Source organism: Pseudomonas entomophila, from assembly GCF_029193575.1.
Lineage (GTDB): Bacteria > Pseudomonadota > Gammaproteobacteria > Pseudomonadales > Pseudomonadaceae > Aquipseudomonas > Aquipseudomonas entomophila_G.
The window spans coordinates 19,138-33,355 of record NZ_JARGCS010000050.1 but is presented as its reverse complement, the minus strand read 5'-3'; the positions used below and the strand labels follow the sequence as shown (position 1 = coordinate 33,355).

Here is a 14,218-nt window from a genome sequence, read left to right as displayed (position 1 = left end):
TGAGCTCTGATGGCGAATTGCCTGGGTTAGACTGGCGATCCTACCGCGGCGTTCCGCCGGCCACCGCATCATCGTTCACAGAGAGGCCCCGAGGTGAAAGCCGTTCGCCTGACCCTGATCTGCCATGCCCTGACCCAGGCCCAGAAGGTGGGGCGTTTCCCCTGCGCCGAGGATGCCATCCTGGCGCTCGATGAGCCGGTGCTGGCGGTTGCCAGTGAACTGCTCTGCGCCCCCGAGCGGCGCGCCACGCAGACCGCGGCGTTGCTTGGCCCGGCGCTGCGCCTTGAGCCTGCGCTGGCCGACTGCGACATGGGGCGCTGGCAGGGCGTGGCGCTCAAGCAGTTGCAGCAAGAGGAGCCAGACGCCCTGGCGCAGTGGCTGCAAGACCCTACCCAGGCGCCCCATGGCGGTGAGTCCGTTGCGGCCTTGTGCCAGCGCGTCGAGCGCTGGCTGAGGGCGTTCGACACCCCGGGCGAATGGTTGGCGGTGACCCACCCCATGGTGATGCGCGCGGCGATGGTGGCGCTGCTTGGCTGCCCGCTGGCGGCGTTCCAGCGTATCGATGTGCCGCCGCTGTCGCGCCTTTCGCTCAGCCATGCGGGGCAGTGGCGCCTGCGGTTGGCCTAGAACGCCAGCTTGTAGCCGATCAGCAGCAGCATCCCGGCCAGGCAGGGGCGCAGCACGCGGTCGGAAATGCGCCCGGTGAGGTGGCTGCCCAGGTAGATGCCCGGCAGCGAGCCGAGCAGCAGGTAGCCCAGCAGCGACCAGTCCATGTTGCCCATGCCGGCGTGGCCAAGGCCGGCCACCAGGGTCAGCGGCACGGCGTGGGCGATCTCGGTGCCGACCAGGCGGCGGGTGACGAGGAACGGGTAGAGCAGGAACAACGCCACGGTGCCCAGGGCGCCGGCGCCGATGGAGGTCAGGGTGACCATCACGCCCAGTACCACGCCGGTGATCACCGTGAGGGTCGCCAGGCTGCGGTCGCTCAAGTGGTAGTGATCGCCAGCGTGCTTGCTGGCGAAGGCCTGCAGGCGCGATTTGAACAGGATCGCCAGGGCGGTGAGGATCAACACAACCGCCAGGCCCTGCTTGATGATCGCGTTGAGTGCCGAGGTGTCGGCGTGCAGGGTGCTGAGGAACCACAGGGTCAGTGCCGCGGCGGGCACGCTGCCCAGGCTGAGCAGGCCGGTGATCTTCCAGTCGATGTTCTTGTTGCGGCCATGGACCCAGACGCCACTGGCCTTGGTGATGGCGGCGTAGAGCAGGTCGGTGCCGACCGCAGTGGCGGGGTTGATGCCGAACCACAGCAGGATCGGGGTCATCAGCGAACCGCCGCCGACGCCGGTCATGCCGACGATGAAGCCCACAACCAGTCCCGCAACCGTGAAACCGAAAGAACCTACATCCATACGCTACTCAATCTGCCTGCTAGCCCGTGGTCGGATGCTGGGCAGCATATAGATTGTTTTTTATAGCCAAATAGAATTGTTGGTTATTAGGTTATAACGCGGTGGGTTCATCGCGGGGCAAGCCCCGCCTGCAGGTACAGCGCCGGACCTGCAGGGGCGGGCTTGTCCCGCGATGTCGCGCATTAGATCCTGAAACTGCCCACCAACTGCTTCAATCGCCCCGCCTGAAGGCTCAACGCATCGCAATGGCGCAGGGTTTCATTGAGGTTCTCCACCCCTCGCTGGTTCAGCGCGTTGATCTGGGTGATGTCCAGGTTCAGGCTCTCGACCACGGCGCTCTGCTCCTCGGTGGCGGTGGCCACCGACTGGTTCATGCCGTCGATCTCGCCGATGCGCCGGGTCACGCTGGCCAGCCGCTCGCCGGCCTGGTTGGCCACCTGCACGGTCTGCTCGCTGGACACTTGGCTGGCGTTCATCGTGTGCACCGCCTCGCGCGAGCCGACCTGCAGGCTGGTGATCATGCGGTGGATCTCCTCGGCCGACTCCTGGGTGCGGTGCGCCAGGTTGCGCACCTCGTCGGCGACCACCGCGAAACCACGCCCGGCCTCGCCGGCGCGGGCCGCCTCGATGGCGGCGTTGAGCGCCAGCAGGTTGGTCTGCTGGGAGATGCCCTTGATGACGTCGAGGATCTTGCCGATTTCATCGGTGCTGGCGTTGAGCGTCTCGATCTGCTCGCAGGATTCGCTGATCTTCTGCGATAGCGCGGTCATTGCGCCGATCGCCTCGTCGACCACCTGGCGGCCATCGTTGGCTTGGTCGCTGGCGCCGCTGGCGTGCTGAGAGGCGTCGGCGGCGTTGCGGGCGATCTCCTGGGTGGCGGCGCCCAGCTGGTTGATCGCCGCGGCGACGCTGTTGGTGCGCATGCTCTGCTCCTCGGAGCCGGTGATCGAGGCGTTGGAGGCGCTCATCACCCGCTCGGAAAGGTCATGCACCAGGCGCGTGGCCGAGGACACTTCGCTGATCGAGGCATGGATACGCTCGACGAAACGGTTGAACGCGCCGGCCAGCTCACCGAACTCGTCCTTGCTGCTGGCGTCCAGGCGGCGGGTCAGGTCGCCTTCGCCCTCGGCGATGTCGCGCATGGCGCGGCCCATGGTGGTCAGCGGGCGCATCAGCAACGGAATCAACAGGCCGAGCAAGCCGGCGATGGCGGCCACGGCGATGAGCATGGCGATGATCGCTGAGGTGCGGAATTGGCTGAGGGCGGCGTAGGCCTTGTCTTTGTCGATGGACAGGCCGATGTACCACTGCGCCGACGGCAGGCCGTTGACGGGGGTGAAGGAGATGATCCGTTCCTGGCCGTCGAGGGCCACGTCCTGCATGCCCGGCTCCACCTTCAGGCCGCTGCCGGGGTAGATGTCCTTCAGGTTTTTCATCAACTGCGCCTTGTCGGGGCTGACGATGACCTGGCCGTCGCGGTCGGCGATGAAAGCGTGGCCGATGCCACCGAAGTCCACGGCGTTGATGATTTCCACCAGGGTGTCGAGGGTCAGGTCGCCGCCGACCACGCCCAGCAATTGGCCGTTGGCCTTGCTCTTGACGGGTGTGGCGATGGTCACCATCAGGCCGCCCACCGCGCCTTGGTAGGGGGCGGTCAGCACGGTCTGGCCGGCGTTGGCGGCGGCGCCGTACCAGGGGCGTTGGCGTGGGTCGTAGCCGTCGGGCATCTTGGTGTCGGGGCGCTGGGTGAACACGCCGGTCGCCTGGCCGAGGTAGGTGAAGAGGAAGTTGCGGGTGTAGGAGGGCTGGTCGATCAGTTCACCGAGCTTGTCGGTGGCGCCTTGCTGGGCGATGTCCTGGGCGAGGTTTTCCAGCACCAGGACGCGCCCGCTCATCCAGTTCTGCACGCTGCTGGCGGTGAGTGCGCCGGCCTGTTGGACCGAGGCTTCGATGTTCTGGCGAATGGTGTTGCGTTGCAGGTAGTCGTTGTAGAGGGTGAACAGGGCGAATGCCAGGACCACGACACCGCAGGCGCTGAGGAGGATTTTGTGGCGGAACTTCAGGTTCATGTTTCGAGACCTTGAGCCATTTATCGGGAGGCCGCCGTGCGCTTGTGGCGCGTTGGCGAAGCCTGTCGATATCGCTATCGGCGCGGGGCGCGAAATGTTGAAGGGGGAGCGCGGGCTGTAGGTATCTGCCGACGGGCGGCGGCGGTTCTATCGCGGGGCGAGCCCACTCCCACAGGTACGGCGCCGTTCTCATAGGCGGTGGTGTACCTGTGGGAGCGCGATAGGCCCACCGGCGCTACCCAGCCAGCAACCCCACCAGTTCCCGCGCCGCCCTCCCGAGCGGTTGCTGCTTCAGCCAAAACGCATGCACCGGCAACTGCAACTCGTTGCGCGTATTGCCAAACGCCAAACGCACCAGGCGCCCAGCCTCTACCAAGGGCGCCACCCGCGCCAACGGCAGGTCGCCCCAGCCCAGACCGGCCTCGACCATCTGCACTGCCAGGTCGAGGCTGTCGGTGCGCCAGTGCGCGGTGCCGATCAACGAGCGGGTGTCGCTCAGCGGCAGGTCGCGGCTGCGCACCAGGATCTGGCGCACGTTCACCAGGTCCTCGAGGTTGCGGATGCTGCCCGCGCACAGGGCCGGGTGGCGCGGTGAGAGGGTCGCCACCAGTGATTCCATGCCGATGTGCTGGAAGCCGCGCCGGGCATCGACCTGCAGCCCGGCGAAGGCCACGCACAGCCCGACCCGGCCGCTGTCGAGCAACTGCAGGGCATCTTCCTGCGGCGCGCTGAGCAGCTCGATGTCCAGCAACGGGTGGCGCTCGCCCAGCCGGGCGATCGCCGACAGCAGTGGGCGCTGGTCGATGTCCGGCACCACCGCGATGGCCAGGCTGCTTTCCAGCCCGCGTGACAGTTCCAGCGCATGCACCTGCAACAGCCCCAACTGTTCGGCGATCAGACGCGCGTGGGGCTCCAGGGCTCGGGCCCGGTCGGTGGCGCGTGCCTCGCGCGGGCCACGCTCGAACAGCGGGTAGCCCAACTCGGCCTCAAGGTTGCCAATGGCCATGCTCACCGCCGAGGGCACCCGGCCCAGCATGCGGGCAGCGGCGGAAAACGAGCCACGGTCAAGCACGGCGAGGAACAGTTGGATGGTGTCGCTGGAAAAGTTCATGGCAGCCTCCTTTCAGTAAATCTGAAGGCTGCTGACTTTTACTGTCAAGCTTGCTGATTCATTCTGCGCGCTTTCGTCAACCGACACCGAGGTAAAACCCTTGCAAGGCGTCAAGCGCAAACTGGTCTACGTGACCTTCTACGAACTGATCGGGCTGTGCATGTCGACCCTGGGGCTGGCCTACCTGTCCGACACCCAGGCTTCGCACACGGGGCCGCTGGCGGTGATGATCACCACCATCGCCATGCTCTGGAACCTGATCTACAACAGCCTGTTCGAGTGCTGGGAGAGCCGCCAGGCCAAGCGCGGGCGCAGCCTGGGGCGGCGGGTGGCGCATGCCATCGGTTTCCAGTTGACCCTGGTGGTGTACCTGATTCCGCTGATTGCCTGGTGGCTGGGAATGAGCTTGGTGGAGGCGTTGCTGGTGGACCTGGCCTTCATCGTGTTGGTGCCTTGCTACACGTTTGCCTATAACTGGGCGTTCGACCGGGTGTTTGGGTTGCCGGCGTCGGCGATGGCGCCCGCCTGAAGCGCGACGGTGGCACTATCGCGGGCTTGCCCCGCGATGAACCCACCACCGCTTCAGGGCCTTACCCCCTGCGGCAACAAACCGTCCTCCACCTGCCCCGACAGGTAATACACCCCGGCCATCGCCCCGCTCTGGCGGTTCTCCATCAGTTCGCGCCATTCCTCGTTCAACGCCACATTGAGGATCACCCGCAGTTGCTCGACCATCTGCGGGTGCTCGCGGTCATGGGTCATCATGCCGAAGCCGGCCACCGCCACCGAGATCATGGCCCCCGCCGCCTTGCCCACCGCTGCCGCCACCGCGCTGGCCACGCCGCGTGGGGCGAGGGTGGCGCCTAGCTTTTCACTGGCGCGGGTGGCCACCGACGACAGCCCCACCTCGGTTTGCCCCGGCGCCTTCGACGCCTGGTCGTGCAGGTGCTGGCGCAGCGCTTGCCAGGCCGGTTGCTGGGCCAGCGAGGGCGCGCGCAGCAACTGGTACAGGGTGGCGTCGCGGGCTGTTGGCGGCCCCAGGGCGATGGCCGGGATGCGGTTCAGGCGCTGGCTGAACTGCTCGGGCGGGGCGTTGTGGCGCTGGATGATCGCCGGCAGTTGCTGGCCGAGCAGTTGCAGGTACAGCTCACTGGCGCGGTCGCGAATGCCTTCGGGGTTGATCTGCTCGGCCACCGGCTCGATCACCCGTTCGTGGTACTGCTGCTGAAGGTACAGGGCCAGGCGCTTCTCCGGCGGGTCGGTGCCCTCGCCGCTGTTCATCTTGTACCAGGCCACCTTGAGGGTCAGCCATTGCTGGGTCCAGTAACCGGTGAACCAGGGGATGAAGTCGCTTTCGGTGCGTTGCTGCACTTGCTCGCGCCACACGCGCATGGAGCGTCGGGCGTAGTCGTTGGCCGAACCGGTGGCGGCCACGGAGGCCTCGATCAGTTCCTGGTCGATCTGCTGCCAGACGGCCGGGGGCAGGGCGCTGGGGGGCGGGGGCGCGGCAGGGCGCTTGCCGGCGCAGCCGGCCAGGGCCAGCAACAGGCACAGCAGCACAAGCGAGATGCGCGGTTTCACGCGGGTAGCCTGCCAAGTTAGAGGCCGAGGGGTTCTCTGAGTATAGAAGTGTCAGGTGGGGCCGCAGAGCGGCCCCTTTTTGCAGCGTTCGCCCATGTTCATGTTCAACCTTCACGTTTCAGGTGCAGCAAGGGGTATGGGTCCCCCTGCCCATCGACCTCCGAGCGCCCGACCTGGACGAAGCCCTGGCTCAGGTAGAACCCTACCGCCTGCGGGTTCTGCTCATTGACGTCGACCGCGCGCACGCCCAGTTCGTCGATGCTCCGCGCCAGCAACGCCTTGCCCACGCCCTGGCCACGGCTGGCGGGGTCGATGAACAGCATTTCCAGCTTGCCGTCGTGCACGCCGGCGAAGCCGTGGATGCGCCCTTGTGCATCGTACCAGGCGCGCAGTTGCACGAAGCCCAGGTACTGGTCGCGCACCAGCGGTCGCAGGCGCTCGATGTAGCCGGCCGGTAGAAAGTCGTGGGTTGCCCGCACCGAGGCTTCCCAGAGCTCGGCAAGGCGGTCGAAGTGTTCCTCGCCCACCGGCGCGATCGTGTGGTTCATGGGTGGCCTCCAATGGCTCATGTGATTGTCGGGCGCATGGTACGGCGCCCGACAGGCACATGCCATCAGCTCGGCCAGCAGGACTGGCGAATGAGGCTGCAGAAGTTGCCAGGGCGGAACGTGGCGTCCTTGTCGGCGATGACGTCGGCCTTGACGTTGCCAGCCTGGCCGCGCGGGTGGGCCTGAGCCCGATTGTTCCAGGCCGATGTGGGCATGACCCCGGCGGAATACCGCAAGCGCTACGCGCGGGGGCTGTGATCGAGGTCGAGCTTGGCTTCCAGGCGGTCCAGGTGCAGGTGCATCAGGCTGAGCGCGGCGGCCGCGTCGCCGTCCTCCACCGCATCGATGATCGCCGTGTGCTCCTGCCAGGCGCAGTGGTCGCAGCACGGCGACTCGTAGCGCGCGATGATCAATGACGTCATCGGCACCAGCCCGTTGAGAAAGCGCGCCAGCGGGGCGTTGTTGGCCATCTGCGCAAGCTTGAGGTGGAACTCGCCGCCCAGGCGGATCGCCGTGCAGCGCTCGCCGTTCTCATGGTGCTGGCGCTCGCGCTCGACCAACTGGCGCAACTGGCGGATCTGCGTCGGCCTGGCGCGTTGGGTGGCCAGGCTGATGAGGGTGGTCTCGGCCAGGCGGCGGGCGCTGAGCACCTGGCGCGCCTGCTGCGGGTCGGGTGCCGCCAGGTGGGCGGTGTGGCTGGGGCGTTGCACCACCACCTGCTGGTCCGACAGGCGCCCCAGCACCCGGCGGATCACCGTGCGACTGACGCCGAAGGCGTTGCCCAGCGCCTGCTCGGGCAGGGCGCTGCCGGGCGGCAGGCGCTGTTCGAGGATGGCGTCGAACAGGCGCGGGTAGATCTGCTCGGCGGACAGCCGGCTTTCACCGGCGCGGGTCAAGGCGGGCAGGTGCGGGGCACAGGCGCTCATGGGTGTTCTCCTGGCGCCTGGGCGTCGTCGGGAATGTTCAGTTCGATGCCCATGCGCTGGCCCTCGGCGAGGATGTGCCGGCGCATCTGCGCACTGGCCTGGGCGCTGTTGCGGCTGCGGATGGCGCGTACCACCGCCTCGTTCTCGGCCAGGCGCGCGGCGAGGTGCTCGGGTGAGTCGTGGAGCATCGCGGTGCTCTGCTTCAAGGCATTGCCGGTCTGCTGCACCACGCTTTGGAAGATCGGGTTGGTGGTCAGGGCGAACAGCGCCTCGTGGAAGGCGATGTAAGCCGCCGCACCGGCTTCGCTGTCGCCGGCGTCGAGGGCTTCGCGCATGTCCATCAGGGTCAGGCGCAGTTGGCCGATGTCCTGGCTGCCGGCCGATTGCGCCACCAGCCCGGCGATGAAGGGTTCGAGGGTGTAGCGCAGCTCCAGCACGTCGGCCAGGCTGGCGGCGGCGGTGTCCTGAGGCTGTTCGGGGGTTTCGGCGTCGAGCACCAGCACGCCCTTGCCAGGCATCGAGCGCACCAGGCCCAGGGTTTCCAGCACGGTTACCGCTTCGCGCAGGCTGGGCCGGCTGATGCCCAATTGTTCGGCCAGCTCGCGCTGGCCGGGGAGCATTTCACCGCTGCGCCACTGGCCGCGGGCCAGGGCCTGACGGAGCTTTTCCACCACGGAGGTGACGACGGTCGATGAGCTGATCACGGTTCGCTCCTTGGCCGGCCGGCCGGCGTCGAGCGCCGGCCGTGGGTCGGTCAGAATTCCTGTTGATGGGCTTGGCCCTGCTTGCGCGCCACAGGGGCGAAGCCCGGCTTGCCGGACAGTACGTTGTGCGCACGCTCCATGTCGATGTCGCGTTCCCAGCGGGCGATGGCCACGGTGGCGACGCAGTTGCCGATCAGGTTGGTCAGGGCGCGGCCGATGCCCATGAACCAGTCCACCGCCAGCACCAGCACCAGGCCCACCACCGGAATCGCCGGCACCGCGGTCAGGGTGGCGGCGAGGATCACCAGCGCCGAGCCAGGGATGCCGTGTGCGCCCTTGGAGGTCACCAGCGACACCAGCAGGATGGTCAGCAGGTCGCTCATGGCCAGCGGCGTGCCGGTGGCGTTGGCGATGAACACGATGGCCAGGGTCAGGTAGATGGAGAACCCGTCGAGGTTGAACGAATAGCCGGTGGGGATCACCAGGCCCACGGTGGAGCTGCCGATGCCCAGGTGTTCCAGCTTGCGCATCACCTGCGGCAGCACGGCGTCGGACGAGGCGGTGCCGAGCACGATCGTCAGTTCTTCGCGCAGGTACTTGAGCAGCGGCAGCAGCTTCAGGCCCGACAGGCGCATCACCGTACCCAGGATCAGCACGACGAAGCCGATGCAGGTCAGGTAGAACAGCGCCACCAGGCCGCCCAGGTGCTGCAGCGACTCCAGGCCGTACTTGCTGGTGGTGAAGGCGATGGCGCCGAACACGCCAATCGGCGCCAGGCGCACGATCATGCCCATGATGCGGAACACCACGTGGCTCAGTTCGTTGATCAGCCGCGAGATGCCCGAGGCCGGTTCGCCCACCAGGTTCAAGGCGCTGCCGAACAGCACGGCGAACAGCAGGACCTGGAGGATGTTGTTGTCGGCGAAGGCACCGATCACCGAAGTCGGGATCAGGTTCATCAGGAACGCTGCGGTGCCGTTGATGTGCTGGCCGCGCTCGGCCAGGCTGCTGGCGTCGGCGCTGGAGAGCTGCTCGAGGTGGATGTTGGCACCGCTGCCGATGCCGGTGGAGAAGGCCAGCACCAGGCCGATGACCAGGGCGATGGTGGTCAGCACCTCGAAGTAGATCACCGACTTCAGGCCGATGCGCCCTACCTTCTTCAGGTCGCCGGCGCCGGAGATACCGCTGACCACCACGCAGAACACGATGATCCCGATGAGCATCTTGATCAGCTTGATGAAGCCGTCGCCCAGGGGTTTGAGTTCAAGGGATAGGTCGGGGAAGCTGAGACCGCAGGCGATGCCGAGGGCAAGGCCCAGCACGACTTGCAGGAAGATCGAACGCGAGCACCATTTGAGCATGGGAGGGATCTCTGATCGGTGTCCTTGCTTCGGCGCCCGGGACGAGGGCAAAGAGCGCAGGACTTAATTATTGTGGTCTTACCGGTTTGTTCAGCGCCGGACCATAAAACTCCGAAATTTCCCGCATTGCAAGGGTTTTTGGCCTTACCGGTCTGACCAGTTGGCGGATGGCGAGGCAGCCGTATGGTTGGCTGTGTCTAGGTCGGGGGTGCGGGGGTGTTCGACGTCGGGATCGCGAGGCGATCCCTGCACAGGCGAACCGAGCTGGGTGCTGCGGGTGTGTTCAGGCCTCGGGGGCCATGCTCTTGACCGCCGCCAGCTCCGGGTGGGCCACCAGCTTGTCGATGTGCAGTTCGGCGTTGTTCATCCAAGTCTCGGTCAGCACCCGGTAATGCTCCATGTCGCGGCAGCGCATGCGCAGGCTGTAGTCGAAATGCCCGCTGATCAGCTGGCATTCGTAGACCTGCGGGCAGGCGCGCACGGTGGCCTCGAAGGCTTTCTGCGCCGCGCGCCCACTCTGGTTGGACAACGCCACCAGCACCAGCAGCGACAGGCCCGGCGCCACTTGCTGCAGGTCGATGATCGCCCCGTAGCCACGGATCACCCCGCGCCGCTCCAGCTTGCGCACCCGCTCCAGGCACGGCCTGGGGGTGAGGTGCACGAGGGTGGAGAGCTTTTCGTAGGTGATGCGCCCGTGGTGCCGGAGCACGTCGATGATCGCTTCATCGATGCGGTCCAGCGGTGCGGTGCGGGTGGTCTTGGTATCCATGCGGGGTGGCTTCACTTCAGGCGGTTGGAGAGGAACTGTCGCAGGCGCGCGCTGCGTGGCTGGTCGAGGATGTCGGCGCTGCCGTGTTTTTCGACCCGCCCCTGGTGCAGGAACAGCACCTGGCTGGAGACCTGGCGGGCGAAGCCCCTCTCGTGGGTGATCATGAGCATGGTACGTCCTTCCTCGGCGAGCGTCTTTATCACCTTGAGCGCCTCACCGACCGCCGAGGTTGGCTCGTCGAACAGGAGGATCTGCGGCTCCAGGAACAGGGCTAGGGCGATTGCCAGGCGCTGTTACGGGTCGCCGGTACTGAGGGTGCCGCTCAGGATGCGCGAGCCAGACGAGTTTTTTGTGTCGTTTGCCAGGGGCTCCGGTGCTGGATTCGGTTGTAAAGGGTGGGTTTGCAGCCGAATCGGCTGCCAAGGCATCTATTTACAGATGTGCGACAGCGTTTTCGGCGTCGTTTTCATCGCGGGGCAAGCCTGCCCCCGGTTCACCGTTGGCCTTGTGGGCGCGGGCTTGCCCTGCGATGGCGTGGGCTCAGGCGGCGCTGACCTCATGGCCAACCACTGCCGGGCGCAACACCGCGAACAGGTTCTTCGGATCGGCCAGCACCGGCACCAGCGCGATGTCCTCGCCGATCCCCAACGCTTTGGCCTCATCCAGCACATAACGCAGCGCTGAATAGTCCTCGATGGCGAACCCCACCGAATCGAACAGCGTCACTTGGGCTGTGTGTTCGCGGCCTGCTGCCGAGCCTTCGACCACCTGCCAGAACTCGGTGGTTGGCGAGCCCGTCGGCAACTGCTGGATTTCACCCTCGATACGGCTCTGAGGCTCGTACTCGACGATCACGCGCGCGCGCTCGACGATCTCGCGGTGCAGCTCGGTCTTGCCCGGGCAGTCGCCGCCCACCGCGTTCAGGTGCATGCCCGGCTCGATCATTTCCGGGGTGAGGATGGTGGCGTAGGCCTTGTCGGCGGTGACCGTGGTGACGATGTCGGCGCCGCGCACCGCGTCGGCGACCGAGCCTGCGATGCTCAGCTTGAGGCCCGGGTACTCGGCCAGGTTCGCCACCAGCTTGCGCGAGGCGGCGACGTCGATGTCGAACAGGCGGATCTCGTCGATGCCCAGCAGGGTGTGGAAGGCGATGGCCTGGAACTCGCTCTGCGAACCGTTGCCGATCAGCGCCATGCGACGGCTGCCTTCGCGGGCCAGGTAACGCGCGGCCAGGGCCGAGGTGGCGGCGGTGCGGATGGCGGTGGTCAGGGTCATCTCGCTGAGGAGCACCGGCATGCCGGTGTCGACGTCGCCCAGGGCGCCGAAGGCCATCACCGTGAGCAGGCCGTCGTGGGTGTTCTTCGGGTGGCCATTGACGTACTTGAAGGCGTACAGGTTGGCGTCGGAGGCCGGCATCAGCTCGATCACACCGTCGGGCGAATGGTTGGCCAGGCGCGCGCATTTCTCGAAGTCGTGCCAGCGCAGGTAGTCCTGGCGGATGTACTCGGCCATTTCGGCCAGGCAGGTGGGCAGGCCCTTGCGGTTGACCAGGCGGGCGAGGGCGGGCACGTCGATGTAGCGGGTCATGGGGGGCTCCTTGGCGGCACGGGGGGCTGTGTGGCCATTGTCCGGAGAAGTGCGGGGGAAACCCGGTTGAAGCGCCAGGGTTGGACAGCGGGGACGGCTGAAATGGGTGAGGCGGCAGCGGAATCGGCTGTGGCTATGCGGCGGGGCCAGTCGAATCGCCGCTCCCACCGGTACGGCGCCGTATTCACACTCACCGGTGTGCGTGGGGCTTGCCCTGCGATAGGGCACGCACAGCCCCCTAGGAAGACATCTTCTGCTCCCCCAGCCGCTTGTAAAGGGTGGTCCGGCTGATTCCCAACGCTCGCGCCACCGCCGATAGATTGCCATTGCTGCGGCTTACCAGCGCCTGCAGGTCGACCTCCCCAGTCGCCGCCTCAGGCGCCGGCACGCCGCCTTCGGCCAGGAACCCTGGCGGCAGGTGTTCCAACTCGATCGGCCCATCGCCCGCCAACGCCAGCGCCACTTGCATCACGCTGACCAGCTCGCGCAGGTTGCCCGGCCAGGGATGTTGCTCGAACACCGCCAGGATCGCCGCCGGCAGGCGCTCGGGTTGCCCGGGTTCGCGGTAGCGGCCATGCACCTGCTCGATCAGCGCGCGGCGGTCGCTGCGTTCGCGCAGCGGCGGCAGCGCCAGGGCCAGCCCGGCGATGCGGTAGTAAAGGTCTTGGCGGAAACGCCCGGCACGCACTTCGGCGGCCAGGTCCAGGTTGCTCGCCGACACCACGCGAATGTCCACCGCCACCGGCTCGCCGCTGCCCAGCGGCTGGATGCTTCGCGATTGCAGCACGCGCAGCAGGCGGGCCTGGGTCGGCAGTGGCATGTCACCGATCTCGTCGAGAAACAGGATGCCCCGGTCGGCCTTGCGGATCAGCCCGGGGTTGCCCTTGTGATGGGCACCGGTGAAGGCGCCTTTCTCGTAGCCGAACAGCTCTGACTCCACCAGCTCCGCCGGGATCGCCGCGCAGTTCACCGCAACCAATGGCTGGCCGGCGCGGCTGCTGGCACGGTGCAGGGCGTTGACGAAGACTTCCTTGCCCACCCCGGTCTCGCCCTGGATCAACACTGGGATGTCCTTTTCCAATAGCAGCCCGGCCTGGCCCAGGGCCTTGGCCACGCGCGGGTCGGTGGCGTCGGCGCGGGGTTGCGGGGCGGGCCGGCGTGCGGCGCGCCACTGGCAGTGAAAACGGTGGCGGCCGGTGGCCTGCAAGGCGAAGGGGCGGCCCTCGGGGTGCTCGAGAATCTGCCGCAGGGGCGTTTGGAACAGTTGCTCCAGGGTGTGTTGCAGGGTGGCCTGGCCGAGCAGGCTGTCGGCGCGGTGGTTGGCCGCCACCACCCGGCCGCGCTCGTCGAACAGCAACAGGCCGGCCCAGGGGCTGTCGAGGTTGTCCGGGGCGGTGTTGAACAGCAGTTGGCCGTGCTCGGCTTCGTGCGCGGCGAGGATCAACCGGTTTTCCAGGCTCTGGCTCATCATGCGCACCAGGCCCAGGGTCTGGGCGGCGGGCAGGTAACCGTCGCTGGACACATCGAGCACACCGACCAGGCGCCGCTCGGCGTCGAACAAGGGCGCTGCGGCGCTGGCCATGTAGCGGTTCTGGCGCAGGAAATGCTCGTCCTGGCCGACGTGAATCGCCTCCCCGCAAACCAACGCCGTGCCCAGCGCGTTGGTGCCGACCCCGCGCTCGTGCCAGTGCGCACCCGCGACGAAACCATGCTGGTGCTGCGGGTCGACGAAGCGCCGTGTGCCCCAGGCATCGAGCAGGCAGCCGCTGGCGTCGGCGAGCATCACCAGGTAGCTGGAGTTGGCCAGCAGGTGCGCGTAGTGCGGCAGTACGTCGTCGCGCGTCAGGCGCAGCAGCGCCTGGCGGCGCTCGAGCAGGGCGCTGAGCTGGGCGCCGGTGAGGCAGTCGAAGTCCGGCGCGCTGTGCGGGTGCAAGCCGTGTTCGCGGCAGCGCGCCCAGGAAGCCTGGATCAGGTGTGCGTGGGTCGAGGTGGCAGCGGCCATGGGCCTGTCCTGTGTGAATTGTTGTTGTCAGCGACCGCTGTTGAGTGTCGTTCAGGACTGTTCATTGTCAATGTCGCGGGTGTTCAACTGTCCAGCGAAACTGTTCATTTTTGTTCGCAGGTGAACGGGCGACGGTCCATCAGGGTGGGCG

The 14,218-nt window shown here is 67.0% G+C and carries 14 protein-coding genes and 2 pseudogenes; 2 read left to right on the top strand and 14 right to left on the bottom strand.

Translation table 11 applies throughout. From position 1 onward, the window contains the following. The first annotated feature begins 93 nt into the window (after positions 1 to 93). The gene (locus tag P0Y43_RS23255; protein ID WP_275639608.1) at positions 94 to 627 is read left to right on the top strand and encodes a histidine phosphatase family protein; all 534 of its coding nucleotides are present in this window, start codon (positions 94 to 96) and stop codon (positions 625 to 627) included. Here P0Y43_RS23255 and P0Y43_RS23250 read toward each other — a convergent pair. The 4 genes and pseudogenes from P0Y43_RS23250 to P0Y43_RS23240 form a co-directional block, all read right to left on the bottom strand. Further along, positions 624 to 1,409, bottom strand: a complete 786-nt coding sequence (locus P0Y43_RS23250; RefSeq protein ID WP_275639607.1) for a sulfite exporter TauE/SafE family protein — start codon at positions 1,407 to 1,409, stop codon at positions 624 to 626. The genes P0Y43_RS23255 and P0Y43_RS23250 overlap by 4 nt on opposite strands. A gap of 182 nt (positions 1,410 to 1,591) precedes the next feature. After that, a complete protein-coding gene (locus P0Y43_RS27145; protein ID WP_430540274.1) occupies positions 1,592 to 2,332 on the bottom strand; it encodes a methyl-accepting chemotaxis protein in 741 nt (246 codons plus the stop codon). A gap of 114 nt (positions 2,333 to 2,446) precedes the next feature. After that, positions 2,447 to 3,478, bottom strand: a pseudogene (locus P0Y43_RS27140) (HAMP domain-containing protein); the annotation flags it as partial. 235 nt (positions 3,479 to 3,713) lie between these two features. Then, positions 3,714 to 4,589 carry a LysR family transcriptional regulator gene (locus tag P0Y43_RS23240; RefSeq protein WP_275639605.1) on the bottom strand — a complete coding sequence of 292 codons (876 nt, stop codon included), beginning with the start codon at positions 4,587 to 4,589 and terminating at the stop codon, positions 3,714 to 3,716. 100 nt (positions 4,590 to 4,689) lie between these two features. On the opposite strand from P0Y43_RS23240, the gene P0Y43_RS23235 reads away from it, so the two are divergent. Then, positions 4,690 to 5,118, top strand: coding sequence for a PACE efflux transporter (locus tag P0Y43_RS23235; RefSeq protein ID WP_275639604.1), 429 nt, complete (start codon positions 4,690 to 4,692; stop codon positions 5,116 to 5,118). A 53-nt stretch (positions 5,119 to 5,171) separates the two neighbouring features. Here P0Y43_RS23235 and P0Y43_RS23230 read toward each other — a convergent pair whose 3' ends face one another. The 10 genes and pseudogenes from P0Y43_RS23230 to P0Y43_RS23185 all read right to left on the bottom strand — a co-directional run bounded on the left by P0Y43_RS23230 (position 5,172) and on the right by P0Y43_RS23185 (position 14,067). After that, positions 5,172 to 6,170 (bottom strand): hypothetical protein, encoded by a 999-nt coding sequence (locus P0Y43_RS23230; protein ID WP_275639603.1) that lies wholly within the window; start codon positions 6,168 to 6,170, stop codon positions 5,172 to 5,174. 104 nt (positions 6,171 to 6,274) lie between these two features. Further along, positions 6,275 to 6,718 carry a GNAT family N-acetyltransferase gene (locus P0Y43_RS23225; RefSeq protein WP_275639602.1) on the bottom strand — a complete coding sequence of 148 codons (444 nt, stop codon included), beginning with the start codon at positions 6,716 to 6,718 and terminating at the stop codon, positions 6,275 to 6,277. Positions 6,719 to 6,783: 65 nt separating this feature from the next. Beyond that, a complete protein-coding gene (locus P0Y43_RS23220; RefSeq protein WP_275639601.1) occupies positions 6,784 to 6,933 on the bottom strand; it encodes a hypothetical protein in 150 nt (49 codons plus the stop codon). A 24-nt stretch (positions 6,934 to 6,957) separates the two neighbouring features. Continuing rightward, entirely contained in the window at positions 6,958 to 7,644 is a 687-nt protein-coding gene (locus P0Y43_RS23215; RefSeq protein ID WP_275639600.1) for a GntR family transcriptional regulator, read from the bottom strand. Then, on the bottom strand, positions 7,641 to 8,348 hold the full coding sequence (locus P0Y43_RS23210; protein WP_275639599.1) for a FadR/GntR family transcriptional regulator: 708 nt from the start codon (positions 8,346 to 8,348) through the stop codon (positions 7,641 to 7,643). Before P0Y43_RS23210 ends, P0Y43_RS23215 begins: the two co-directional genes overlap by 4 nt. A 50-nt stretch (positions 8,349 to 8,398) precedes the next feature. Continuing rightward, positions 8,399 to 9,709, bottom strand: a complete 1,311-nt coding sequence (locus P0Y43_RS23205; RefSeq protein WP_275639598.1) for a C4-dicarboxylate transporter DctA — start codon at positions 9,707 to 9,709, stop codon at positions 8,399 to 8,401. Positions 9,710 to 9,992: 283 nt separating this feature from the next. Next, positions 9,993 to 10,478, bottom strand: a complete 486-nt coding sequence (locus tag P0Y43_RS23200; RefSeq protein ID WP_275639597.1) for an Lrp/AsnC family transcriptional regulator — start codon at positions 10,476 to 10,478, stop codon at positions 9,993 to 9,995. A gap of 11 nt (positions 10,479 to 10,489) precedes the next feature. Continuing rightward, positions 10,490 to 10,771: pseudogene (locus tag P0Y43_RS23195) on the bottom strand (histidine/lysine/arginine/ornithine ABC transporter ATP-binding protein); the annotation flags it as partial. Between the two features lie 247 nt (positions 10,772 to 11,018). Further along, positions 11,019 to 12,065, bottom strand: coding sequence for an ornithine cyclodeaminase (locus P0Y43_RS23190; RefSeq protein ID WP_275639596.1), 1,047 nt, complete (start codon positions 12,063 to 12,065; stop codon positions 11,019 to 11,021). Positions 12,066 to 12,303: 238 nt separating this feature from the next. Next, positions 12,304 to 14,067 (bottom strand): sigma-54-dependent Fis family transcriptional regulator, encoded by a 1,764-nt coding sequence (locus P0Y43_RS23185; RefSeq protein ID WP_275639595.1) that lies wholly within the window; start codon positions 14,065 to 14,067, stop codon positions 12,304 to 12,306. Between the last annotated feature and the right edge of the window lie 151 nt (positions 14,068 to 14,218).

Coding starts and splice junctions, on each gene's coding strand:
- P0Y43_RS23240 (WP_275639605.1), bottom strand. CDS start 4,589: ATGAACTTTTCCAGCGACACCATCCAACTGTTCCTCGCCGTGCTTGAC.
- P0Y43_RS23200 (WP_275639597.1), bottom strand. CDS start 10,478: ATGGATACCAAGACCACCCGCACCGCACCGCTGGACCGCATCGATGAA.
- P0Y43_RS23190 (WP_275639596.1), bottom strand. CDS start 12,065: ATGACCCGCTACATCGACGTGCCCGCCCTCGCCCGCCTGGTCAACCGC.
- P0Y43_RS23185 (WP_275639595.1), bottom strand. CDS start 14,067: ATGGCCGCTGCCACCTCGACCCACGCACACCTGATCCAGGCTTCCTGG.
- P0Y43_RS23220 (WP_275639601.1), bottom strand. CDS start 6,933: ATGCCCACATCGGCCTGGAACAATCGGGCTCAGGCCCACCCGCGCGGC.
- P0Y43_RS23225 (WP_275639602.1), bottom strand. CDS start 6,718: ATGAACCACACGATCGCGCCGGTGGGCGAGGAACACTTCGACCGCCTT.
- P0Y43_RS23205 (WP_275639598.1), bottom strand. CDS start 9,709: ATGCTCAAATGGTGCTCGCGTTCGATCTTCCTGCAAGTCGTGCTGGGC.
- P0Y43_RS23250 (WP_275639607.1), bottom strand. CDS start 1,409: ATGGATGTAGGTTCTTTCGGTTTCACGGTTGCGGGACTGGTTGTGGGC.
- P0Y43_RS23215 (WP_275639600.1), bottom strand. CDS start 7,644: ATGAGCGCCTGTGCCCCGCACCTGCCCGCCTTGACCCGCGCCGGTGAA.
- P0Y43_RS27145 (WP_430540274.1), bottom strand. CDS start 2,332: ATGCGCACCAACAGCGTCGCCGCGGCGATCAACCAGCTGGGCGCCGCC.